This is a genomic window from Stenotrophomonas sp. FR024 (assembly GCF_047500745.2).
Taxonomy (GTDB): Bacteria; Pseudomonadota; Gammaproteobacteria; order Xanthomonadales; family Xanthomonadaceae; genus Stenotrophomonas; species Stenotrophomonas maltophilia_A.
Genome location: NZ_JAXAXM020000003.1, coordinates 312018 through 332873 on the forward strand (window position 1 = coordinate 312018; position 20856 = coordinate 332873).

Sequence of the window (20856 nt, forward strand, 5' to 3'; positions counted from 1 at the left end):
CATGACTGCATCTTCCCCGTGGCTGCCGGACGCCCTCTGGGCCGGCGCCTTCTTTGATGGCCACTGGCAGGCTGCCCCGCAACGGCACCCGGTGATTGAACCGGCCACTGGCCGGGAGCTGGGCGAGATCGGCCTGGCCGATCCGGCGCAGATCGCGCGTTCGGCGGCTGCCGCGGCACAGGCGCAACAGGCTTGGGCGGCGGCGCCCTACGAACAGCGTGCCGACGTGCTGCGCAAGGCCGCGCGTCTGGCCGAAGAGAACATCGACACCCTGGTCGAGTGGCTGGTGCGCGAAAGCGGCTCGACCCGCCTGAAGGCCGGCTTCGAGGCCAAGGTGACGATCAAGGCGCTGCACGAGGCCGCCGCACTGCCGTCGCGCAGCACGGGTGAGATCCTGCCCTCCGAGCCGGGCAAGCTGAATCTGGCGCGGCGCCGCCCGCTGGGTGTGGTCGGGGTCATTTCGCCGTTCAACTTCCCGCTCTACCTGGCGATGCGTGCGGTGGCCCCGGCGATCGCGCTGGGCAACGCTGTGGTTCTCAAGCCGGACCCGCGTACGGCAGTGTGTGGTGGCGCGGTGATCGCGCGCCTGTTCGAGCAGGCGGGCCTGCCGGCAGGCGTGCTGCACATGCTGCCCGGCGATGGCGCGGCCGGGGCCGCGCTGACCAGTGACCCGCACGTGGCGATGATCCAGTTCACCGGTTCCACCGCCGCCGGGCGCAAGGTCGGCGAAGCGGCGGGCAAGCACCTGAAAAAGGTTTCGCTGGAGTTGGGTGGCAAGAATTCGTTGATCATCCTGGACGATGCGGACCTGGACCTGGCGGTGGCCAACACCGCGTGGGGCGTCTACCTGCACCAGGGCCAGATCTGCATGGCGACCGGCCGCGTGCTGGTGCACCGGAAGATCCATGACACGTTCCTGCAGAAACTGGTGGCCAAGGCCAACGCGCTGAAGGTAGGCGACCCGGCACGTGAGGACGTGGCGATCGGCCCGCTGATCAATGCCGGCCAGCGCGACCATGCTGCACGCGTGGTCGAGCAGGCGGTGCAGGCCGGTGCCACGCTGGAAGCGGGTGGCACGCACCGGGAGCTGTTCTTCGCACCCACCGTGCTCGGCAACGTTGCGGCCGACAATCCGGCCTTCAGCGAGGAAATCTTCGCGCCGGTAGCGGTGGTGGTGCCGTTCGACGATGACGACGAAGCCGTGCGCCTGGCCAACGACAGCGAGTACGGGCTGTCGATGGCGATCGTGTCCAGCAACGTCGGCCGCGCGCTGAAGATCGGCGAGCGCCTGCGTACCGGTCTGCTGCACATCAACGACCAGACCGTGAATGACGAGGTGATCAACCCCTTCGGCGGCGTCGGCGCGTCCGGCAACGGCACCAGCATCGGTGGCCCGGCCAACGGCGAGGAGTTCACCCAGTGGCAGTGGTTGACCGTCAAGGGCGAAGCGCCCGCATACCCGATCTGATCGAAGGAGCCATCACGATGAACGACAACAACGCAACGCGTGAGATCACCGCCGCCGTGGTACGCGGCAAGGAGCAGCCCTTCGTCATCGAGCAGGCGACGCTGCGCGGTCCGCAGGACGACGAGGTGCTGGTGAAGGTGGTGGCCACCGGCCTGTGCCATACCGACCTGATCGTGCGCGATCAGTACTATCCGGTGCCGCTGCCGGCGGTGCTGGGCCATGAGGGGGCGGGCATCGTCGAAGCGGTTGGCCCGAACGTGCGCGACCTCAAGGCGGGGGATCACGTGGTGCTGACCTACGGCGCCTGTGGTCACTGCAATCCCTGCCGGGGTGGACACGGTGCTTACTGCAGGGATTTCTTCGCCCTGAACTTCGGTGGCGATGATGGCCACGGCCATACCGCGATCACCGATGCGCAGGGCCAGCCGCTGCACGATCATTTCTTCGCCCAGTCCTCGTTTGCCACCTACGCGCTGGCCCGCGAGATCAATGCGATCAAGGTGCCTGATGACGCACCACTGGAACTGCTGGGCCCGTTGGGGTGCGGCATCCAGACCGGTGCCGGTGCGGTGCTCAACTCGCTGCAGGTGCGGTCGGGCAGCAGCTTTGCAAGCTATGGTGCCGGTGCGGTGGGCCTGAGCGCGGTGATGGCGGCCAGGGTGGCCGGGGCCACCACCATCATTGCCATCGACGTGGTGCCTTCGCGCCTGGAGCTTGCTCTGGAGCTGGGGGCCACCCACGTGGTCAACAGCCGGGAGACCGATGTGGTCGAGGCGGTGCGTGCGATCACGGGTGGGGGTGCTGACTTCGCGCTGGAATCGACCGGTCGTCCGGACGTGCTGTCCGCTGGCGTCGAGGCGCTGGGTGGGCTGGGCATGATGGGCGTGGTCGGTGCGCCGAAGCTGGGCACCACCGCCAGTTTCGATGTGAACAACCTGCTGCTCGGCGGTCGCAGCATCCGCGGCATCGTCGAGGGCGACAGTGTGCCGCAGGTGTTCATTCCGCAGCTGGTGACCCTGTTCCAGCAGGGACGCTTTCCGTTCGACAAACTGGTGAAGTTCTATCCGCTGGACCAGATCAACCAGGCCGCCGAAGACAGTACCCGTGGCATTACCCTGAAGCCGGTGCTGCGCATCGCGGCGTAGTTTCCCTTGTTGGTAGTGCCGGCCGCCGGCCGGCCCGGGGGGCAGATCCGTTTTCCAGAAGATAACGGCTCTGCCCCTTTGTTTGAACGCGTCTTGAAACGGAAACGCTCCGTTGCCGAGACGTAACATGGCGTTGCCACTGGCGGGTGTACGCTGCGTCCATGATGGCCACGACAGTCGGGCAGCAACAACTGGTGGCGGCACGCGCCGCTTTCGCCGACGGCGATGCGCGCTCATTGGGCGTGTTGCCGCTGCCGCTGCAGCAGTCATGGCTGCGTTCGCGCGCGGCGGGCCTGCAGCCGGGGCAGGAGCCGGACTATCGGCCGCTGCTGGGCGATGGCCGCCATCTGTCCCATCCCGATGACCGGCGCCTGGCGCGTTGCGTGCAGCCGGAGCTGGAACAGCTCTGGGCGGCCTTCGGTGGGCGTGGCTGGACGATGTTCTGCGCCAACCGCGACGGCATGGTGATCGCGCAGCAGGCCCACGGGCTGGAAGATGCTCCCTTGCTGCGGCCGATCCAGGTCGGGCGACAGCTGGGCGAGACCGAGATCGGCACCACCGCGCCAGCGGTCAGCCTGGCCGACGATGTGCCGGCACTGGTGCGCGGCAACGAACACTACCTGCAGCGGTTCGCGCCGGTGTTCTGCCTGAGCGAGCCACTGCACGATCTCGACGGTCGGGTCTGCGGAGTGATCGACATCACCGGTCTTGGCGAGCGCGATCCCGCGCTGCTGCAGGGCTATTTCCGGCAGGCTGCGCTGGCCAGCGAAAATCGCTTGTTCCACAGCCTCACTGACGTGCACCTGCTGGCCGTGCAACATGATCCGCGCTGGCTGGCGTCACCGCTGCAGGGGCTGCTGGCGGTGCAGGAGGATGGCCAGCTGCGTGCAGCCAACCGCGTTGCACGGCGCCTGCTGGGCCTGCCACGGCGCGGGCCGTTGCCGCTGCTGGGTCTGGAAGCGCTGTTTGCCGGTGCCAGTGCGGCGCAACGGCGTCGGCTGCTGCAACCGGGCGCAGCGCATCGGGTCCGGCTGGGCGAGGGCAGTGCGGTCTACCTGCAGCGTCTGCAGGGGCCGCGGGGCGCGACGCACCGGTCTACTGTGCGAAGCACCCCGGCAGATCCAGGCGCGCCGCTGCTGCGTGACCAGCAGCGTGAGGCCGCGCGTCGCGCGGCCCTGGCCGCTGACGGCAACCTCAGCCTGGCCGCACGCCAGTTGGGAATCTCGCGTACCACGCTGTACAAGCTGCTGCGCGATTGACCGCGTAGTCCACCGGGCAGGGCCCGGCGGGGGCATCAGTCGCGGAAGTTGTTGAACTGCAGCGGCAGCTCGAACTTGCCGGCCTTGAGTACGGCGATGGCATCCTGCAGATCGTCGCGCTTCTTGCCCTGCACGCGCAGCTTGTCGCCGTTGATCTGGCTTTCCACCTTCAGCTTGGCGTCCTTCAGTGCCGCCGCGATCTTCTTGGCGATCTTCTGCTCGATGCCCTGCTTGACGGTGATCTTCTGCCGGGCCTGGGCCAGGTTGGTTTCGATGTCGCCGAACTCCAGGCTGAGCACGTCGATGCCGCGCGCGGCCAGGCGTGCGCGCAGGATGTCGTTCATCTGCTTGAGCTGGAACTCGGTCGGCGCAGTCTGGTTGATGACATCGCCATCGCGTTCGAACTTGGCGTCCACGCCCTTGAAGTCGAAGCGGGTGGCCAGTTCGCGGTTGGCCTGGTCGATGGCGTTGGTCAGCTCGTGGGTGTCGACTTCGGACACGACGTCGAAGGAGGGCATGGGCGATGCTCCGCAGGATTCAGTGGTGGCCATTCTATCGCGCCGGCCCGCATGCCCGCTTTCTGTAGAGTCGAGCCATGCTCGACTGCTCTTCACAAAGCAGTCGAGCATGGCTCGACTCTACAGAAGGGCGGCAGTCGAGCAAGCTCGACTCTACAGAAGGGCGGCAGTCGAGCAAGCTCGACTCTACAAACCGGTGCTGTCGGCGATAATGGGCCATGAATGTGCAACGCTCCCCTTCGCGTGCGGTGGCCTGGATGGTCGCTGCGGTCGCCTGTTTCTCGCTGATGGATGCTGGCATGAAGCAGCTGTCGGCCAGCTATCCGACCCTGGAAGTGACCTTCCTGCGTGGTGCGGCTTCGTTGCCGTTCGTGCTGGTCTGGGTGCTGGTCAGCGCCGGCCCGCGCTCGCTGATCCCGCGCCGCTGGGGCCTGCACCTGCTGCGTGGTGGGCTGGGCATGGCGATGATCGGCTGCTTCGTGTTCGCCCTGCGTGACCTGCCGCTGTCCACCGCCTACACCATCTATTTCGTTGCCCCACTGCTGATCGCCGCGCTGTCGGTGCCGTTGCTGGGTGAGCGGGTTGGCCCGCGGCGCTGGGTGGCCATCGGCATCGGCCTGGTCGGCGTGCTGGTGGTGCTGCGGCCGGGCGTGGACGGCTTCATTTCGGTGCCGGGGCTGATGGTGCTGGCCGCGGCCACTGCGTATGCCGTGGCGGCGATCACGGTCAGCCTGCTCACCCGCACCGATACCTCGCAGTCGATGGTGGTCTGGTTCCTGGTGATCATGGCCATCGGTGCCGGCCTGCTGGCCCTTCCCGGCTGGGTGCCACTGCAGCTGGCGCATGCGCCGCTGATCGCCGGCATGGGTCTGGCTGGGGCGCTGGGCCAGATTGCCCTGACCAAGGCGTTCCAGCTGGGCGAGGCCTCGATGATCGCGCCGCTGGAGTACAGCGGCCTGGTCTGGGTGATCGGCTGGGATCTGGCCTTCTGGGGCCAGCTGCCGGACAGCTATACCTGGGTGGGCGCGGCGATCATCGTCGCCTCGGGGCTGTACCTGCTGCACCGTGAGCGGGTGAACCGGCAGGAACCGCCGAAGCCGCTGGATCATCCCTGAGCCGGGGTAGTGCCGGCCGCTGGCCGGCAACTCCTTGCCCCGGAGGAACCGCTGCAGGTGCCGGCCAGCGGCCGACACTACCGGGCGCGGGCGACTTAGAACCAAAAGGAATAACATTCTGGCCCATGGCGCGGGCGCGCGACCGCCTGCGCTGGTAGGCTGCACGCCCCCTTCCGTCACCCAGCCGGTGAGCCACGCCCGTGATCGAGTTCCAGCGCCTGCACAAATCCTATGCCGTTGCCGGCCGCGCAGTCAGCGCGCTGCAGCCGCTGGACCTGACCATCGAGGCCGGTGAGGTATTCGGCATCATCGGCCATTCCGGCGCCGGCAAGTCGACCCTGATCCGCATGATCAACCGCCTGGAAGAGCCCAGCGGTGGTCGCCTGCTGATCGGTGGCGAGGATGTCACCGGACTGGATGCGGACGGCCTGCGCGCGCTGCGCCGGCGCATCGGCATGATCTTCCAGCACTTCAACCTGTTGTCTTCGCGCACGGTGGCCGGCAACGTTGCCTTCCCGCTGGAGCTGGCGGGCACGCCGAAGGCGGAGATCGATGCACGCGTGGCCGAGCTGCTGCAGACCGTGGGCCTGGAGGCGCACGCGCAGAAGTACCCCGCACAGCTGTCCGGTGGGCAGAAGCAGCGCGTCGGCATCGCCCGTGCGCTGGCGACACGCCCGCAGATCCTGCTGTGCGACGAGGCCACCAGTGCGCTGGACCCGCAGACCACCGCCTCGGTGTTGTCGCTGCTGTCGAAGATCAATCGCGAGCTGGGCCTGACCATCGTGCTGATCACCCACGAGATGGATGTGATCCGCCGTGTCTGCGACCGTGTCGCCGTGCTCGACGCCGGCCAGATGGTCGAGACCGGGCCGGTCACCCGGGTGTTCCTGCATCCGCAGCACCCGACCACGCGCCGTTTCGTCAGCGAATCGGAGCACGTGGATGAAGGCGCGCTGCATCGTGATTTCGATGCCGTCGGTGGCCGCATCGTGCGGCTGACCTTCCTCGGCGGAGACACCTACGAACCCCTGCTCGGCAGTGTCGCGCGGGAGACCGGGGTCGACTACAACATCCTGTCCGGCCGTATCGACCGGATCAAGGACACCCCGTATGGCCAGCTGGTGGTCGCCCTGGTGGGCGGTGACCAGTCCGCCGCGCAGGCCGCGTTCGTGGCTGCCGGCGTGCACGTTGAGGAGCTGCGTCGATGATCATCGCCACTGCCGGCGGATTCTTCCGCCACCTGGATGCGGGCAAGTGGGCCGACATCGGCCAGGCCACCATCGACACCCTGCTGATGCTGCTCGGTTCGCTGCCGCTGACCCTGGCCATCGGCCTGCCGCTGGGCGTGCTGCTGTACCTGTTCGGCGCGCCGCAGATGAAGCGCCGTCCGTTCGCCTACGGCGTGCTGGCGCTGGTGGTGAACCTGCTGCGCTCGGTGCCTTTCATCATCCTGATGATCGTGCTGATCCCGGTCACCCTGTTCCTGATGGGGACGTCGCTGGGGGTACGCGGTGCGATCGTGCCGCTGGTGATCGGTGCCGCGCCGTTCTACGCGCGCCTGGTCGAAACCGCACTGCGCGAAGTGGACCGTGGCGTGATCGAAGCGACCCAGTCGATGGGTGCCACCACCTGGCAGCTGGTCACCCGCGTGCTGCTGCCCGAGGCGCGCCCCGGCCTGATCGCCGGTGCGACGGTCACCACCGTGGCGCTGATCGGTTTCACCGCGATGGGCGGCGCGATTGGTTCCGGCGGCCTTGGTGACCTGGCGTTCCGCGATGGCTACCAGCGTTCGCACACCGACGTGGCCCTGGTTACCGTGGTCTTGCTGTTGGTTCTGGTGCAGCTGCTGCAGATGCTCGGCGACCGCCTGGTCGCGCATTACAGCCGCAAATGACGAGGCGCCGGGGCGCTGCCCCCGGCGTCGCCCGGTGCATCGCGGCAGCCGGCCAGCGGCCGGCTCTACCTCATTGCCTGGAAATGGCAGTGCCGGCCGCTGGCCGGCAGAACCTGCAGAACTTCGACAGTGTGCCTGTCATAGCGCCAGGCTCTGGAAGCCGCCACACCCATCAGGAATCGATATCGCCAGACTGGGACTGGCAGCACACCCCGTTCCTTGGTATGTTCCGTTCAACGTAATACGTTTTACGGAATGATCCGTTCATTCCGCTGCAAGCAGACCCGTGCCCTGTTTGAAGGAACCTGTCCACGTGCCTGGCTTTCGATCCGGCGGGCTGCCGAGCGCAAGCTGCAGCTGCTCGACTCGGCACAGACGTTGGCATTCCTGCGCAGCCCGCCCGGGAACCGACTCGAGGCGCTGTCAGGTGATCGGAGAGGGCAGTACAGCTTGCGTATCAATGACCAGTGGCGGCTGTGCTTTACCTGGACTGACAACGGTGCCGATGCCGTGGAAATTGTTGACTATCACTGAGGTGCCCGCCATGAAGCGTCCCCACAACGGCATGCGCGCCATCCATCCTGGCGAGATCCTGCGCGAAGAGTTCCTGATGCCTCTGGCGTTGAGCGTGAACGCGCTGGCAAGGGCCTTGGATGTTCCCGCAACACGGCTGCACGCCATCGTGCACGGGGAGCGCAGTATTTCGGCCGATACCGCGGCACGGCTGGCGCGACATTTTGGTGGGGATGCCGCGTCCTGGCTTGCGATGCAGGCGGCCTACGACCTCAAGACATTGCCAACGCGCAGCGAGATCGAGCGACGGGTACAGCCGCGGGCAGCGTGAATTCGGGGCGCACGGACCGAGGTCCGCGGCCACAATCCAGTCAACGCACGTTCGGTACTTCGTAGCCCAGCTTGCCGACCTGCTCCGGGTGCTGCGGCACGCGCTTGAGCTTGTCGGTGTTCACGCCGTACTCGTCACGCAGGCGCTCGGCCAGCTCCTTGTACAGGGCTTTGTCCATGTCCGGCGTACGCGAGAAGATCCAGGCCATTTCGCGGCCCGGGTAGCCGATCAGTGCCCACGAGTAATCCGGCGCTACTTCCAGCACCCTCGAATGGGTGGGCACGACACGGTAGAACCAGGTGCGCCAGCCGTGGTTGCCACTGTCCGGGTCGACGCTGGCGCGGGCACGCACTTCCTGCAGCGGTTCGCCGAAGCCATCACGGTAGCGGTAGGTGATGCCGACCTTGTGCGCGTCGCGCAACTCGTACTCGTTGACGCTGGCGACATGGCCACGTTCGATGAAGTTCGGCACGCGGCCGATCACATACCAGGTGCCCATGAAGCGCTTCAGGTCGATCGGTGCGTCCAGGGCAGCCGCACCAGAGGCGCTGGTACGGGGCGACGGCGGCTCACTGGCGGCCACGGCGGGGCCGGCCAGGGAAAGGGCCAGCAGCGCGGCGCAGAGCGGGCGGATCGAAGTCATGCGGGAGCGGGCTCCAGTGGGCTTGCACGCGCATGGTCGACTGTGTGCACGCGATCCGTCAATGGTGTCGCAACCTGTGAGAAGGGGGTTGCCCATGCTGTGTTGCATTGTCCACCGGAGAAGCCCCATGAACGCACGTTCCGTCCGCCGCTCTGCAACTGAACGCGTCATTCTCGAGCGTGCCGACCCGCGCCTGCTGCGCAGCGTGCAGCAGCTGGCCCTGGCCGGTATGGCGCTGGTACTGGTCTGGCCGGCCGCGCGCGGCAGCAGTGCCTGGCTGGGCTGGCTACCCATGTGGCTGGTGGGCATGCCGCTGGTGGCCTGGTGGGCGTTGCTGCGCTTTCCGTTGCCGCGCCTGTCGTGGCTGCGGCTGGCGCGTCGTACCGGTGGACAGGCACGTCGCCGTAGCGGCGGGGCGGCGCGAGGCCGTCGCGGCTCCACCGCCGCGGCCTGACCTTCGACACGGGGGCGGCCGCGGCGATCCATGCTAGCGTTCCACGGCTTATGACTGCCTGGAGCTGCAATGTCTCGACTCGCTTCCGCCTGCCTGCTGGCCGGCATGATGACCGCTGCCTCGGTGGGGACCGCCGTGGCCGCTGAAGACACCGATCGCTACGCCTGGCTCGAAGACGTCACCGGCGACAAGCCGCTGACCTGGGTCAAGGAACAGAACGCCAAGTCCGAGGCGCGCCTGGCGCAGACCCCGGCCTTCAAGCAGATGGAGACCAGCATCCGCGAGGTGCTCGACTCCGATGCCAAGATCCCCGGCGTGCAGAAGATCGGCGACTACTACTACAACTTCTGGAAGGACCAGCAGCACGAGCGCGGCCTGTGGCGGCGCACCACCCTGGCCGAGTACCGCAAGGCCTCGCCGCAGTGGGAAACCGTGCTCGACCTGGATGCGCTGAACAAGGCCGAGGGTGAGAACTGGGTCTGGCACGGCGCCGATTGCCTGCGCCCGGATTACAGCCGCTGCCTGATCGCGCTGTCGCGCGGTGGCGCCGACGCCGACGTCACCCGTGAGTTCGACCTGGCCAACAAGACCTGGATCAAGGACGGCTTCTTCCGTCCAGAGTCCAAGGGCGGCCTCAACTGGGTCGACCGCGACACCGTGTTCGTCTACACCGACTTCGGTGCGGGCTCGATGACCACCTCCGGCTACCCGCGCGTGGCCAAGCTGTGGAAGCGCGGCACGCCGATGACCTCGGCCACCGTGGTGTACGAAGGCAAGCCGGAGGACATGTACATCGCGGCGATGCACGATGACACCCCGGGCTTCGAGCGCAACCTGGTCAGCCGCACGCTGGCGTTCTACAACAACGAGCTCTACCTGCGTGGCGACGATGGCACGCTGACCAAGATCGACGCGCCGAATTCGGCCGAGAAGGGCCTGCACAAGCAGTGGCTGACCCTGGAACTGCGCGATCCGTGGACCGTGGGCGGCAAGACCTACGCGTCCGGTTCGCTGCTGGCGACGAAGCTGGACGACTTCCTGGCCGGCAAGCGCGACTTCGAGGTGCTGTTCACCCCGACCGCGACCACCTCGCTGGCCGGCGCCACCTGGACCAAGAGCCACCTGGTGCTGAACGTGCTGGATGACGTCAAGAACCGCCTGTCGGTGCTGACCCCGGGCGCCGATGGCTGGCAGACCAGCCGCTTCGTCGGCGCGCCGGCCTTTGGCACGCTGGCCGTGGGCGCAGTGGACAGCAACGACAGCGATGCGGTGTGGCTGACCGCCACCGACTACCTGACCCCGACCACGCTGGCTCTGGCCGAGATCGGCCAGGCGCCGGAAACGTTGAAGACCATGCCGGCCTTCTTCGATGCCAAGGGCAAGGTGATCGAGCAGCACTTCGCCACCAGCAAGGACGGCACCCGCGTGCCGTACTTCGTGGTGCACGACAAGGCGATGAAGCTGGACGGCTCCAACCCGACCCTGCTGTACGGCTATGGTGGCTTCGAGATCTCGCTGACCCCGAATTACTCAGGTGGCATGGGCCGCGCCTGGCTGGAGAAGGGCGGTGTGTACGTGGTCGCCAACATCCGTGGTGGTGGCGAGTACGGCCCGCGCTGGCACCAGGCAGCGCTGAAGCAGAACCGTCACAAGGCCTATGAAGACATGGCTGCGGTGGCGCGCGATCTGGTCAAGCGCAAGATCACCAGCGCCAAGCACCTGGGCGTGCAGGGTGGCAGCAACGGTGGCCTGCTGACCGGCAACATGCTGACCCAGTACCCGGAGCTGTTCGGTGCAGTGGTGGTGCAGGTGCCGCTGCTGGACATGAAGCGCTACAGCCACCTGTTGGCCGGTGCCTCGTGGATGGCCGAGTACGGTAACCCGGATACCAGCGACTGGGAGTTCATCAAGACCTTCTCGCCGTACCATCTGTTCAACGAGAAGAAGAACTACCCGCCGGTGCTGTTCACCACCTCCACCCGCGATGACCGCGTGCACCCGGGCCATGCCCGCAAGATGGCGGCGAAGATGATCGACGCCGGCAAGGACGTGACCTACTACGAGAACATCGAAGGTGGCCACGGCGGCGCAGCCAACAACGCGCAGGCCGCACACATGTCGGCGCTGGCCTACAGCTTCCTGTGGGAGCGGTTGGGCGGTAAATAAGCAGAACGGAAAACGCCGCCCCAGGGCGGCGTTTTTCGTTGGGTTCACGTATCCACGCATGGCGTGGATCTCCCTACGTATCGTGCGCTGGGTCAATAGATCCACGCCATGCGTGGATGCCGTTCGCGCAGATCGATCAGGCGCCCAAGCTCTTCAACCCGCGTGCAATCCGCGCCACCGCCTCCTGCAGCCGCGGCACTTCCTGGGTATAGGCCAGGCGCACATGCTGGTTGGCGCGATGGAAACCGAAATCCAGCCCCGGGGTGAACGCCACGTGCTCGGTTTCCAGGAAGTGCGCGCAGAACGCCTGCGCGTCGTCAGTGAACGCGCTGACGTCGGCGTACAGGTAGAACGCACCCTGCGGTTCCACTTCGATGCGGAAACCAAGCTCGCGCAGCGCCGGCAGCAGATAGTCGCGACGCTGGCGGAACGCCTCGCGGCGCTGTTCGAAGATCGCCATCGATTCCTCGCTGAAGCAGGCAAGTGCGGCATGCTGGGCGATGCTCGACGCGCTGATGTACAGGTTCTGTGCCAGCTTCTCCAGGTCCGGCACCGCCGCTGGCGGCGCCACCAGCCAACCCAGCCGCCAGCCGGTCATGCCGAAATACTTGGAGAAGCTGTTCAGCACGAACGCGCTGTCGTCCACCTGCAGCACGCTGGGTGCATCCAGGCCGTAGGTCAGGCCGTGGTAGATCTCGTCCACCACCAGATGGCCGCCACGCGCGTGCAGGGCCTGCGACAGTGCCGCCAGTTCGTCGGCGGACAGCACGGTGCCGGTCGGATTGGCGGGGGAGGCCACCAGTGCGCCGACGCTGTCGGCATTCCAGTGCTGTTCCACCAGCGACGGTGTGAGCTGGTAGGCGGTGTCCGGGCCGACCGGCACCAGCTGTGCACCGCCTTCCACCAGGCGCAGGAAATGACGGTTGCAGGGGTAGCCGGGGTCGGCCAGCAGCCAGTGGCGGCCGGGGTCGACCAGCAGGCTGCTGGCCAGCAGCAGCGCACCGGAGCCGCCGGGAGTGACCAGGATGCGTTCGGGATCGATATCCAGCCCGTAGTGGCTGCGATAGAAGCCACTGATCGCCTGGCGCAGGGCCGGCAGGCCACGTGCGGCGGTGTAGCGGGTATGGCCGGCGGCCAATGCGGCCTGGCCGGCACGCACGACCGGTTCGGCCGTGGTGAAGTCCGGTTCGCCGATTTCCAGATGGATCACATCGTGGCCCGCCTGTTCCAGCGCCTGCGCGCGGGCCAGCAGGGACATCACGTGGAACGGAGCGATTTCATGGCTGCGCCGGCTGTAGCCCGGCGTGTGGGGCAGGGTACTCATGTGCCCATGGTACGCCGCGCGTCCTGGTAGTGCCGGTCGCTGGCCGGCAACCACCCGCCTCTGTTTATCCCGAGGTTGCCGGCCAGCGGCCAGCACGACCCATGACCATCCGCAGGGTTGCCCGCAACCCTCCTGCAACCCAGACTCGAGCACAAGGACGCCATTGCATTGCGGCTCAAGGAGCCTTATCTCATGAAATCCACCCTCTGCCTGTTGCTTGCGAGCCTGATGACCACCACTGCCACCGCCGCCACGCCGCCCGTTCCGCCGGATGCCGCCAAGCATCCGCATGTGGTCAAGGCGCCGTTCGGCGCGACCCGCAACGACGACTATTACTGGCTGCGCGACGACAAGCGCGAGAACAAGGACATGCTGGCCTACCTGCAGGCCGAGAATGCCTATGCCGACCAGTTGCTGGCGCCGTTGAAGCCGCTGGAAGACACCCTGTACAAGGAGATCGTCGGCCGCATCAAGCAGGACGATTCCAGCGTGCCGGCGCGCGAGCGTGGCTACTGGTACTACAGCCGCTTCGAGACCGGCCAGGACTACCCGATCCACGCACGCCGCAAGGGCGGCATGGATGCCGCCGAGGAAATCCTGCTGGACGTCAACACGATGGCCGCCGGCAAGGGCTACTTCAGCGTCGGCTCGATGGAAGTCAGCCAGGACAACCAGCTGCTGGCCTGGGCCGATGATGACGTCGGTCGCCGCCAGTACACCATCCGCTTCAAGGACCTGGCCACCGGCAAGGTGCTGCCTGATGTGATCACCGGCAGCTCCGGCGACCTGGTCTGGGCCGACGACAACCGCACCGTGCTGTATGTCGAGAACGATCCGGAAACTCTGCTGACCGTGCGCGTGAAGAAGCACGTGCTGGGCACCCCGGCCAGCGCCGACACCGTCGTCTACGAAGAGAAGGACGACAGCTTCTACATGGGCATCGGCCGCACCCGCGACGATCGCTTCATCACCATCGGCGTGCACAGCACCGTGTCCTCGGAAGAGCGCTACGCGCCGGCCAGCGACCCGACCACGTTCACCGTACTGGCGCCGCGCCAGCGCGATGTGGAGTACGACGCTGACCACTACGACGGCCGCTGGGTGATCCGCACCAACGACGGTGCGAAGAATTTCAAGCTGGTCACCGCACCGACCGATGCGACCTCGCGCGCACAGTGGAAGGACTGGATCGCGCATGACGATGCGGTGTTCATCGAAGGCTTCGAGCTGTTCGATGCGTACACCGCCATCGCCGAACGTTCCGAGGGCCTGGAACGCATCCGCCTGCTGTTCAAGGATGGCCGCAGCGACTACGTGAAGGCCGATGAGCCGGCGTATTCGATGGGCCTGGGCGACAACACCGAGGCCGATACGCCGTGGCTGCGCTACGTCTACACCTCGATGACCACCCCGACCACCGTGTTCGAGCTGAACACCGCCACCGGTGAGCGCCGCCAGCTGAAGGTGCAGCCGGTGATCGGCTATGACGCGTCGAAGTACGAAACCGATCGTGTCTGGATCACCGCACGCGATGGCGTGAAGGTGCCGGTGTCGCTGGTCTACCGCAAGGGCTACCAGAAGGACGGCAAGGGCGCGCTGTTCCAGTACGCCTATGGCAGCTACGGCATGTCGATGGATCCGTACTTCAACCAGACCGCGGTGAGCCTGCTCGATCGTGGCGTGGTGTATGCCATCGCCCATATCCGTGGCGGCCAGGAGATGGGCCGCGACTGGTACGAGAACGGCAAACTGCTGCACAAGCAGAACACCTTCAACGACTTCATCGACGTCACCCGCGGCCTGGTCGCACAGGGCTGGGCGGCGAAGGATCGCGTCGCCGCGTCCGGCGGCAGCGCCGGTGGCCTGCTGATGGGCGCCGTGGCCAACCAGGCGCCGCAGGACTACCGGGTGATGGTGGCGCAGGTACCGTTTGTCGACGTGGTCACCACCATGCTCGACCCGACCATTCCGCTGACCACCAACGAATACGACGAGTGGGGCAACCCCGAGCAGAAGCAGTATTACGACTACATGCTGTCCTACTCGCCCTACGACAACGTGAAGCAGCAGGCGTACCCGGCGCTGTTCGTGGGCACCGGCCTGTGGGATTCGCAGGTGCAGTACTGGGAGCCGGCCAAGTGGGTGGCCAAGCTGCGTGACGACAACACCGGCCATTACCCGATCCTGTTCCGCACCAACATGGAAGCCGGCCACGGCGGCAAGTCGGGGCGCTTCCAGCGCTACCGTGAACTGTCCGAGTCGTACGCGTTCGTGCTGCAGCAGCTGGGCATCGCCCAGCCGTAATGGTGCAGGGGTGCCGGGCGTTGCCTGGCATCCCGAACCGGTATCCTTGCGGCCATGAGCCAGCCCGACCCCTCCGCATCCCGCGATGCTGCCACGCCACCGCGCGTGGTGCGTTTCCGCTGGGCGTGGTGGCTGCTGGCCTACGTCAGCCTGGGCACCGGTATCGTCGGCATCTTCGTGCCGGGCCTTCCCACCACCGTATTCATCCTGATCTCGGCCTGGGCTGCCTCGCGTGGTTCCGAGCGCCTGCACAACTGGCTGCTGCAGCACCCGCGCTTCGGCCCGGCCATTGCCAACTGGCAGGCACACGGGGCGGTCAGCCGCTACGGCAAGTGGATGGCCACGATCACCATGGCAGTGTGCGCCGGCATCATGCTGTGGTGCGTGCCGATCGCCTGGGTGAAGTGGTTTTCGATCGGCAGCATGACCGTGGTGGCGATCTGGCTGTGGACCCGGCCGCTGCCGCCACCGGAGCGGTAGTGCCGGCCGCTGGCCGGCACCCCGGTTCCCTGCACCAACCGCTCAGCCGCCAATGGCTATACTCGGGGCATGAAGATCCCCCATCGAAACGCCATCCTGATTCCGCTGGCAGCGGCCTCGCTGCTGCTCCTCGCCGCCTGCGGCAACAAGGGCCCGCTGGTACTGCCGCAGAAGCCGGTGCCGGTGGAAGAAACCGTCGAACCGGTTGCCGAGCCCGCTACCGAAGCGACCCCGGCGCAGACCGAACGCAGCGGCACCCCGGCCACGACCGTGGAGCCGGCTGCACCGACTACGCAACCGGCGCCTGCGCCTGCGAAGAAGGTGGGCGGCGGGAATGAGTAAGGCCGGTTCCAAGGCGCTGCGCTTCAGCAAGATGCATGGCGCGGGCAATGATTTCGTAGTGATCGACCTGCGTGACGGCACTGCGCCGCCCACGCCTGAACTGGCCGCGCGCCTGGCCGACCGCCACACCGGCGTCGGCTGCGATCAGATCCTGACTATCGAAGCGCCGCGCGCGGAAGGCTCGGTGGCGTCGTACCGCATCTGGAATGCCGACGGTTCCAATTCCGAGCAGTGCGGCAATGGCGCGCGCTGCATCGCGGCCTGGCTGGTGCGCGAGGGCAGCGCGCAGGGCGATGCATTCGTCATCGACAGCCCGCTGGCCAGCCACGAAGTGAAGGTACTGGGCGAGGGGCAGTTTGCGGTGACGATGGGCGTGCCTGCGTTCGAGCCGGTCAACGTGCCGCTGGTGGGCTTCGCCCATGCACGCGAGGAGTACCTGCTGCCGTTGCAGGGCGAGAGCATACGCTTTGCCGCGGTGTCGATGGGCAATCCGCATGCGGTGATCGAAGTGGGCCTGATCGATGCAGCACCGGTCGAGCGCGTCGGTTCGCTGCTGCAGCAGCATGCCTCGTTCCCGCGCTCGGTGAACGTGGGTTTTGCCCAGGTGATGGGCCCGGCGCATGCACGTCTGCGTGTGAATGAACGTGGCGTCGGCGAAACCCTGGCCTGCGGCAGCGGCGCCTGCGCCGCTGCGGTGACCCTGATGCAGCGTGGCCGCCTGCAGCGCGATGCGCGCATCAGCCTGCCCGGGGGTGACCTGCGCATCCAGTGGCCGGGCGATGGCCAGCCGGTGGTGATGGCCGGCCCGACCGCATTCGTCTTCGAAGGGGAGTGGATCGCATGACCGAAACCGTCGACAAGCTCGGGGCCCATGAAGTCGCTGCGTGGTTGCGGCGACATCCCGGCTTCCTCAAGCAGTTCCCGGACCTGGCCCTGACCCTGGTGGTGCCGCGTGACGACGGCCCGACCGCGTCGCTGGCCAGCTACCAGCTGGAAGTGCTGCGCGAGAAGAACCGCGAGCTGGCACGACGGTTGGCCGATCTGGGCGCCACCGCCCAGGTCAATGAACGCCTGGCAGTGCGCACGCATCAGCTGACCCTGGCGCTGATGAAGCAGGACAACGCCGCCGACACCCTGCGTGCGATGGCAGCGTCGCTGCAGGAAGATTTCGCCGGCGACCTGGTGCGATTGGTGGTGCACACACCGGTGGCCGGGCTGGAACAGGCCGACTGGCTGCAGGTGATTGCTGCCGATGATGCGCAGCTGGGCCCGTTCCGCGATTGTCTGAACGACGGCGAGCCGATCTGCGGCCGCCTGCAGCCGGAAAAGAACGCCGTGCTGTATGGCGTGCGCAGCGAAGAAGTGCAGACCACCGCGCTGTTGCCGTTGCCGGGCGTGGGCCTGATTGCTGTGGGCAGCCACGACCCGAACCGCTTCTACCCGGGCATGGGCACGCTGTTCCTGCGCATGATGGGCGATGCGTTGGCCACCGGCCTGAAGCGCTTCCCGGGCTGAGCAGGATACGACGATGAGCGCGGTACAGGCCTTCCTGCAGCATCTGCAGGTAGAGCGGCGGATGTCGGCGCATACGCTCGATGCCTACCGCCGTGACCTGGACGCGTTGTCGGTCTGGGCCGAGCCGCGCGGTGTTGCGGTGGACGCACTCGATGCCGAGGCGCTGCGCCAGTTCGTTGCCGATGAGCACCGCAGAGGCCTGTCACCCAAAAGCCTGCAGCGCCGCTTGTCGGCCTGCCGCAGCTTCTACGCCTGGCTGTTGAAGCATGGACGCATCGAGGTCAGCCCGGCGGCGACGCTGAAGGCGCCACGCGCACCGCGCCGGTTGCCGCAGGTGCTTGACGCCGACGAAGCCGTGCAGCTGGTCGAGCTGGAACCGGAAGGTGAGCTCGGCCGCCGTGACCGCGCGCTGCTGGAACTGTTCTATTCCTCTGGCCTGCGCCTGAGCGAAGTCTGCGCGCTGACCTGGCGCGACCTGGATTTCGACAGCGGCCTGGTCAACGTGATGGGCAAGGGCAATCGCCAGCGCCGCGTGCCGTTCGGCCGGCCTGCACGCGAAGCGCTGCAGGCGTGGCGTGCGGAAAGCGGGGGCGGCCCGGCCTCGCCGGTGTTTCCCGGCCGCAACGGGCCGATCAGCCAACGCGCGGTGCAGATCCGCATCCGCCAGCTGGCGCAGCGCCAGGGCCTGTTCAAGCACGTGCACCCGCACATGCTGCGGCACAGTTTCGCCAGCCACATCCTGGAATCGTCCGGTGACCTGCGTGGCGTGCAGGAACTGCTTGGCCATGCCGACATCGCCACCACGCAGATCTACACCCACCTTGATTTCCAGCACCTGGCCAAGGTCTACGACGCCGCGCATCCACGTGCGAAGCGCCGCAGCAAGGACGACAAGGCTGAATAAACCGTCCTTGATCTGGATCAGGGCAGGGCGGGCGCTACCGGCGCATCGTGGCCGCAGGCCACGAGGACACCGCCACCATGGCGAAGCCCATACCGTTGCATCCCAAACACCCCGAGCGCATCTGCTGGGGCTGCGACCGCTACTGCGCGGCTGACGCCCTGGCCTGCGGCAATGGCTCCGGCCGCACCCAGCATCCGATCGAGACGCAGGGTGAAGACTGGTACCTCGCCTGGGGCATCGAGCCCAATCCGGACCGGCCATCGCAGGCCAAGCGCTGAACGGCAGGCGTTCCACGTTCGGGCGGCGGGGTCCGCGCGCATTGCGATGCGCTCGTTAAAAGGGCGCCCTCTTCCCATGGGGCGCCACCAAGCGCTGAACGGCAGCCATCCGCGCAGGCTTGATCGCACCCGGCGCTGTCCCCATGTCCCGTGAACAGCTATCGGAGGCCGCATGGACCCCAGTCAGAATCCCAACGTTTTCCACGCCACCACCATCGTCTGCGTCCGTCGCGGCGAGCACGTGGCCATTGCCGGCGACGGCCAGGTCACGCTGGGCCACACCGTGATGAAGGGCAATGCACGCAAGGTGCGCCGTCTCGGACGTGATGGCCAGGTGCTGGCCGGCTTCGCCGGTGCCGCCGCCGATGCCTTCACCCTGTTCGAGCTGTTCGAGGCCAAGCTGGAAAAGCACGGCCAGCTGCAGCGCGCTGCGGTCGAACTGGCCAAGGATTGGCGCACCGAGCGCCGCCTCGGCAAGCTCGAGGCCCTGCTGGCAGTGGCCGACAAGGAAACCTCGCTGATCATCAGCGGCACCGGTGATGTGATCGAGCCGGAGGACGGCATCATCGCAATCGGTTCCGGTGGTTCCTATGCACTGTCGGCCGCGCGCGCACTGATGGCGCACACCGAACTGGATGCGCGCACCATTGCCAGCGAAGCGATCGGCATTGCCGGCGACATCTGCATCTACACCAACCGCAACGTGGTGGTCGAGGAGCTGTGAGGGGCGTGCCGGCCGCTGGCCGGCAACCTCATGATCCCCCGCACGCGTGCCTGGTTGCCGGCCAGTGGCCGGCACTACCGACAATGAATCCGTGAGCACATCCATGTCGAAGATCGAAGTTTCCTCCGCCACCATGACCCCGCGCGAGATCGTGCAGGAACTGGACCGGCATATCGTGGGCCAGCACGACGCCAAGCGCGCCGTGGCCATTGCCCTGCGCAACCGCTGGCGCCGCATGCAGCTGGTGCCCGAGCTGCGCAATGAAGTGATGCCGAAGAACATCCTGATGATCGGCCCGACCGGCGTCGGCAAGACCGAGATCGCGCGTCGACTGGCCACCCTGGCCAACGCGCCGTTCGTCAAGGTTGAAGCCACCCGCTTCACCGAAGTCGGCTACGTCGGCAAGGACGTCGAGCAGATCATCCGCGACCTGGCCGATACCGCGGTCAAGCTGTACCGCGAACAGGCCAAGGTGCGCGTGCGTACCCAGGCCGAAGAACGCGCCGAAGACCGCATCCTCGATGCGCTGCTGCCGCGCCGCAGCGGTGGCATCGGTTTCGATCCGGAAGTCGCCCGCAACGAGCCGTCGGCGCAGGACAACGAGACCCGCATCAAGTTCCGCAAGATGCTGCGCAACGGTGAGCTGGACGAACGCGAGATCGAGCTCGACCTGGCTGCCAACGTCAGCATGGACATCATGACCCCGCCGGGCATGGAGGAAATGGGCCAGCAGCTGAAGTCGATGTTCGCCAACCTCGGCGGCGGCGCCAAGGCGCACAAGCGCACGCTGACCATCAAGGCCGCGCGTCCGCTGCTGATCGAGGAAGAAGCCGGCAAGCTGGTCAACGAGGACGACATCCGCACTGCCGCGATCGAGGCCTGCGAGCAGCACGGCATCGTCTTCATCGACGAGATCGACAAGGTTGCCAAGCGTGGTGACAACGTGGGTGGTGGCGACGTCTCGCGCGAAGGCGTGCAGCGCGACCTGCTGCCGCTGGTGGAAGGCTCCAACGTGTCCACCAAGTACGGCACGATCAAGACCGATCACATCCTGTTCATTGCTTCGGGTGCGTTCCACCTGGCCAAGCCCAGCGATCTGATTCCGGAGCTGCAGGGCCGCTTCCCGATCCGCGTGGAGCTGGGTGCGCTGAGCAAGGGTGATTTCGTGCGTATCCTGACCGAGCCGAAGGCCGCGCTGACCAAGCAGTACGAAGCGCTGCTGGCCACCGAAGGCGTCAAGGTCAGCTTCACTGCCGACGCCATCGATCGTCTGGCCGAGATCGCCTTCCAGGTGAACGAGCGCCAGGAGAACATCGGTGCCCGTCGCCTGCACACCGTACTGGAGCGCCTGTTGGATTCGCTCAGCTACGAGGCACCGGACCGCGACGGCGAAACCCTGGCCATCGACAGCGCTTACGTCGATGCGCACCTGGGTGAGCTGGTGCAGGACCCGGACCTGAGCCGCTACATCCTGTAACG

22 protein-coding genes are annotated in these 20856 nt (G+C 66.7%); 19 read left to right on the forward strand and 3 right to left on the reverse strand.

Annotated elements, in window-relative coordinates; translation table 11 throughout:
• Window position 1: 1 nt before the first annotated feature.
• From ACMZ91_RS05515 to ACMZ91_RS05525, 3 genes are all read left to right on the forward strand, one after another.
• Complete coding sequence (locus ACMZ91_RS05515) at window positions 2–1468, forward strand: benzaldehyde dehydrogenase (protein ID WP_032129026.1); 1467 nt, start codon at window positions 2–4, stop codon at window positions 1466–1468.
• 17 nt (window positions 1469–1485) lie between these two features.
• Window positions 1486–2613, forward strand: a complete 1128-nt coding sequence (locus tag ACMZ91_RS05520; protein ID WP_049460891.1) for an NAD(P)-dependent alcohol dehydrogenase — start codon at window positions 1486–1488, stop codon at window positions 2611–2613.
• A gap of 164 nt (window positions 2614–2777) precedes the next feature.
• Window positions 2778–3872, forward strand: coding sequence for a helix-turn-helix domain-containing protein (locus ACMZ91_RS05525; protein ID WP_238380432.1), 1095 nt, complete (start codon window positions 2778–2780; stop codon window positions 3870–3872).
• Between the two features lie 35 nt (window positions 3873–3907).
• Here the strand turns inward: ACMZ91_RS05525 and ACMZ91_RS05530 are convergent, their stop codons facing one another.
• On the reverse strand, window positions 3908–4390 hold the full coding sequence (locus ACMZ91_RS05530; protein ID WP_006471121.1) for a YajQ family cyclic di-GMP-binding protein: 483 nt from the start codon (window positions 4388–4390) through the stop codon (window positions 3908–3910).
• A 218-nt stretch (window positions 4391–4608) separates the two neighbouring features.
• Between ACMZ91_RS05530 and ACMZ91_RS05535 the strand changes: the two genes are divergently transcribed.
• The 5 genes from ACMZ91_RS05535 to ACMZ91_RS05555 all read left to right on the forward strand — a co-directional run bounded on the left by ACMZ91_RS05535 (window position 4609) and on the right by ACMZ91_RS05555 (window position 8243).
• Entirely contained in the window at window positions 4609–5505 is an 897-nt protein-coding gene (locus tag ACMZ91_RS05535) for a DMT family transporter (RefSeq protein ID WP_049399222.1), read from the forward strand.
• A gap of 200 nt (window positions 5506–5705) precedes the next feature.
• Window positions 5706–6713: a methionine ABC transporter ATP-binding protein gene (locus ACMZ91_RS05540; RefSeq protein ID WP_049463219.1), complete on the forward strand. Its 1008-nt coding sequence runs from the start codon at window positions 5706–5708 to the stop codon at window positions 6711–6713.
• Window positions 6710–7399: a methionine ABC transporter permease gene (locus tag ACMZ91_RS05545; RefSeq protein ID WP_032129021.1), complete on the forward strand. Its 690-nt coding sequence runs from the start codon at window positions 6710–6712 to the stop codon at window positions 7397–7399. The genes ACMZ91_RS05540 and ACMZ91_RS05545 overlap by 4 nt, the downstream gene beginning before the upstream one ends.
• Before the next feature lie 255 nt (window positions 7400–7654).
• A complete protein-coding gene (locus ACMZ91_RS05550; protein WP_080356578.1) occupies window positions 7655–7933 on the forward strand; it encodes a type II toxin-antitoxin system RelE/ParE family toxin in 279 nt (92 codons plus the stop codon).
• 10 nt (window positions 7934–7943) lie between these two features.
• Window positions 7944–8243 carry a HigA family addiction module antitoxin gene (locus tag ACMZ91_RS05555; RefSeq protein ID WP_049463234.1) on the forward strand — a complete coding sequence of 100 codons (300 nt, stop codon included), beginning with the start codon at window positions 7944–7946 and terminating at the stop codon, window positions 8241–8243.
• A 40-nt stretch (window positions 8244–8283) separates the two neighbouring features.
• Here ACMZ91_RS05555 and ACMZ91_RS05560 read toward each other — a convergent pair whose 3' ends face one another.
• Window positions 8284–8886, reverse strand: coding sequence for a lipocalin family protein (locus ACMZ91_RS05560; RefSeq protein WP_010481371.1), 603 nt, complete (start codon window positions 8884–8886; stop codon window positions 8284–8286).
• 127 nt (window positions 8887–9013) lie between these two features.
• On the opposite strand from ACMZ91_RS05560, the gene ACMZ91_RS05565 reads away from it, so the two are divergent.
• The gene (locus tag ACMZ91_RS05565) at window positions 9014–9340 is read left to right on the forward strand and encodes a hypothetical protein (protein ID WP_049399225.1); all 327 of its coding nucleotides are present in this window, start codon (window positions 9014–9016) and stop codon (window positions 9338–9340) included.
• A 69-nt stretch (window positions 9341–9409) separates the two neighbouring features.
• On the forward strand, window positions 9410–11506 hold the full coding sequence (locus tag ACMZ91_RS05570) for a prolyl oligopeptidase family serine peptidase (RefSeq protein ID WP_049463220.1): 2097 nt from the start codon (window positions 9410–9412) through the stop codon (window positions 11504–11506).
• 136 nt (window positions 11507–11642) lie between these two features.
• On the opposite strand, the gene ACMZ91_RS05575 is transcribed toward ACMZ91_RS05570, so the two are convergent.
• Window positions 11643–12830: a pyridoxal phosphate-dependent aminotransferase gene (locus ACMZ91_RS05575; protein ID WP_149908687.1), complete on the reverse strand. Its 1188-nt coding sequence runs from the start codon at window positions 12828–12830 to the stop codon at window positions 11643–11645.
• A gap of 192 nt (window positions 12831–13022) precedes the next feature.
• On the opposite strand from ACMZ91_RS05575, the gene ACMZ91_RS05580 reads away from it, so the two are divergent.
• The 9 genes from ACMZ91_RS05580 (at window position 13023) to hslU (ending at window position 20854) form a co-directional block, all read left to right on the forward strand.
• Window positions 13023–15134, forward strand: coding sequence for a S9 family peptidase (locus ACMZ91_RS05580; protein WP_049399231.1), 2112 nt, complete (start codon window positions 13023–13025; stop codon window positions 15132–15134).
• A gap of 54 nt (window positions 15135–15188) precedes the next feature.
• Window positions 15189–15614, forward strand: a complete 426-nt coding sequence (locus ACMZ91_RS05585) for a YbaN family protein (RefSeq protein ID WP_049463222.1) — start codon at window positions 15189–15191, stop codon at window positions 15612–15614.
• 69 nt (window positions 15615–15683) lie between these two features.
• On the forward strand, window positions 15684–15956 hold the full coding sequence (gene lptM / locus ACMZ91_RS05590; RefSeq protein WP_414577238.1) for an LPS translocon maturation chaperone LptM: 273 nt from the start codon (window positions 15684–15686) through the stop codon (window positions 15954–15956).
• Window positions 15949–16800 (forward strand): diaminopimelate epimerase, encoded by an 852-nt coding sequence (gene dapF, locus ACMZ91_RS05595; protein WP_414577236.1) that lies wholly within the window; start codon window positions 15949–15951, stop codon window positions 16798–16800. The genes lptM and dapF overlap by 8 nt, the downstream gene beginning before the upstream one ends.
• Entirely contained in the window at window positions 16797–17471 is a 675-nt protein-coding gene (locus ACMZ91_RS05600) for a DUF484 family protein (RefSeq protein WP_125893427.1), read from the forward strand. Before dapF ends, ACMZ91_RS05600 begins: the two co-directional genes overlap by 4 nt.
• Before the next feature lie 13 nt (window positions 17472–17484).
• Window positions 17485–18375, forward strand: a complete 891-nt coding sequence (gene xerC, locus ACMZ91_RS05605) for a tyrosine recombinase XerC (RefSeq protein WP_049463226.1) — start codon at window positions 17485–17487, stop codon at window positions 18373–18375.
• Window positions 18376–18452: 77 nt separating this feature from the next.
• Window positions 18453–18653 carry a DUF3079 domain-containing protein gene (locus ACMZ91_RS05610; RefSeq protein ID WP_032129030.1) on the forward strand — a complete coding sequence of 67 codons (201 nt, stop codon included), beginning with the start codon at window positions 18453–18455 and terminating at the stop codon, window positions 18651–18653.
• 172 nt (window positions 18654–18825) lie between these two features.
• Window positions 18826–19377, forward strand: coding sequence for an ATP-dependent protease subunit HslV (gene hslV / locus ACMZ91_RS05615; RefSeq protein ID WP_005411093.1), 552 nt, complete (start codon window positions 18826–18828; stop codon window positions 19375–19377).
• A gap of 103 nt (window positions 19378–19480) precedes the next feature.
• The gene (hslU, locus tag ACMZ91_RS05620; RefSeq protein ID WP_014038532.1) at window positions 19481–20854 is read left to right on the forward strand and encodes an ATP-dependent protease ATPase subunit HslU; all 1374 of its coding nucleotides are present in this window, start codon (window positions 19481–19483) and stop codon (window positions 20852–20854) included.
• Window positions 20855–20856: the final 2 nt, after the last annotated feature.

Excerpts from the sequence above, each read along its gene's own strand:
- ACMZ91_RS05515 (WP_032129026.1), top strand. The coding sequence starts at position 2 with ATGACTGCATCTTCCCCGTGGCTGCCGGACGCCCTCTGGGCCGGCGCC.
- ACMZ91_RS05520 (WP_049460891.1), top strand. The coding sequence starts at position 1,486 with ATGAACGACAACAACGCAACGCGTGAGATCACCGCCGCCGTGGTACGC.
- ACMZ91_RS05525 (WP_238380432.1), top strand. The coding sequence starts at position 2,778 with ATGGCCACGACAGTCGGGCAGCAACAACTGGTGGCGGCACGCGCCGCT.
- ACMZ91_RS05530 (WP_006471121.1), bottom strand. The coding sequence starts at position 4,390 with ATGCCCTCCTTCGACGTCGTGTCCGAAGTCGACACCCACGAGCTGACC.
- ACMZ91_RS05535 (WP_049399222.1), top strand. The coding sequence starts at position 4,609 with ATGAATGTGCAACGCTCCCCTTCGCGTGCGGTGGCCTGGATGGTCGCT.
- ACMZ91_RS05545 (WP_032129021.1), top strand. The coding sequence starts at position 6,710 with ATGATCATCGCCACTGCCGGCGGATTCTTCCGCCACCTGGATGCGGGC.
- ACMZ91_RS05550 (WP_080356578.1), top strand. The coding sequence starts at position 7,655 with ATGATCCGTTCATTCCGCTGCAAGCAGACCCGTGCCCTGTTTGAAGGA.
- ACMZ91_RS05555 (WP_049463234.1), top strand. The coding sequence starts at position 7,944 with ATGAAGCGTCCCCACAACGGCATGCGCGCCATCCATCCTGGCGAGATC.
- ACMZ91_RS05560 (WP_010481371.1), bottom strand. The coding sequence starts at position 8,886 with ATGACTTCGATCCGCCCGCTCTGCGCCGCGCTGCTGGCCCTTTCCCTG.
- ACMZ91_RS05565 (WP_049399225.1), top strand. The coding sequence starts at position 9,014 with ATGAACGCACGTTCCGTCCGCCGCTCTGCAACTGAACGCGTCATTCTC.
- ACMZ91_RS05570 (WP_049463220.1), top strand. The coding sequence starts at position 9,410 with ATGTCTCGACTCGCTTCCGCCTGCCTGCTGGCCGGCATGATGACCGCT.
- ACMZ91_RS05575 (WP_149908687.1), bottom strand. The coding sequence starts at position 12,830 with ATGAGTACCCTGCCCCACACGCCGGGCTACAGCCGGCGCAGCCATGAA.
- ACMZ91_RS05580 (WP_049399231.1), top strand. The coding sequence starts at position 13,023 with ATGAAATCCACCCTCTGCCTGTTGCTTGCGAGCCTGATGACCACCACT.
- ACMZ91_RS05585 (WP_049463222.1), top strand. The coding sequence starts at position 15,189 with ATGAGCCAGCCCGACCCCTCCGCATCCCGCGATGCTGCCACGCCACCG.
- lptM (WP_414577238.1), top strand. The coding sequence starts at position 15,684 with ATGAAGATCCCCCATCGAAACGCCATCCTGATTCCGCTGGCAGCGGCC.
- dapF (WP_414577236.1), top strand. The coding sequence starts at position 15,949 with ATGAGTAAGGCCGGTTCCAAGGCGCTGCGCTTCAGCAAGATGCATGGC.
- ACMZ91_RS05600 (WP_125893427.1), top strand. The coding sequence starts at position 16,797 with ATGACCGAAACCGTCGACAAGCTCGGGGCCCATGAAGTCGCTGCGTGG.
- xerC (WP_049463226.1), top strand. The coding sequence starts at position 17,485 with ATGAGCGCGGTACAGGCCTTCCTGCAGCATCTGCAGGTAGAGCGGCGG.
- ACMZ91_RS05610 (WP_032129030.1), top strand. The coding sequence starts at position 18,453 with ATGGCGAAGCCCATACCGTTGCATCCCAAACACCCCGAGCGCATCTGC.
- hslV (WP_005411093.1), top strand. The coding sequence starts at position 18,826 with ATGGACCCCAGTCAGAATCCCAACGTTTTCCACGCCACCACCATCGTC.
- hslU (WP_014038532.1), top strand. The coding sequence starts at position 19,481 with ATGTCGAAGATCGAAGTTTCCTCCGCCACCATGACCCCGCGCGAGATC.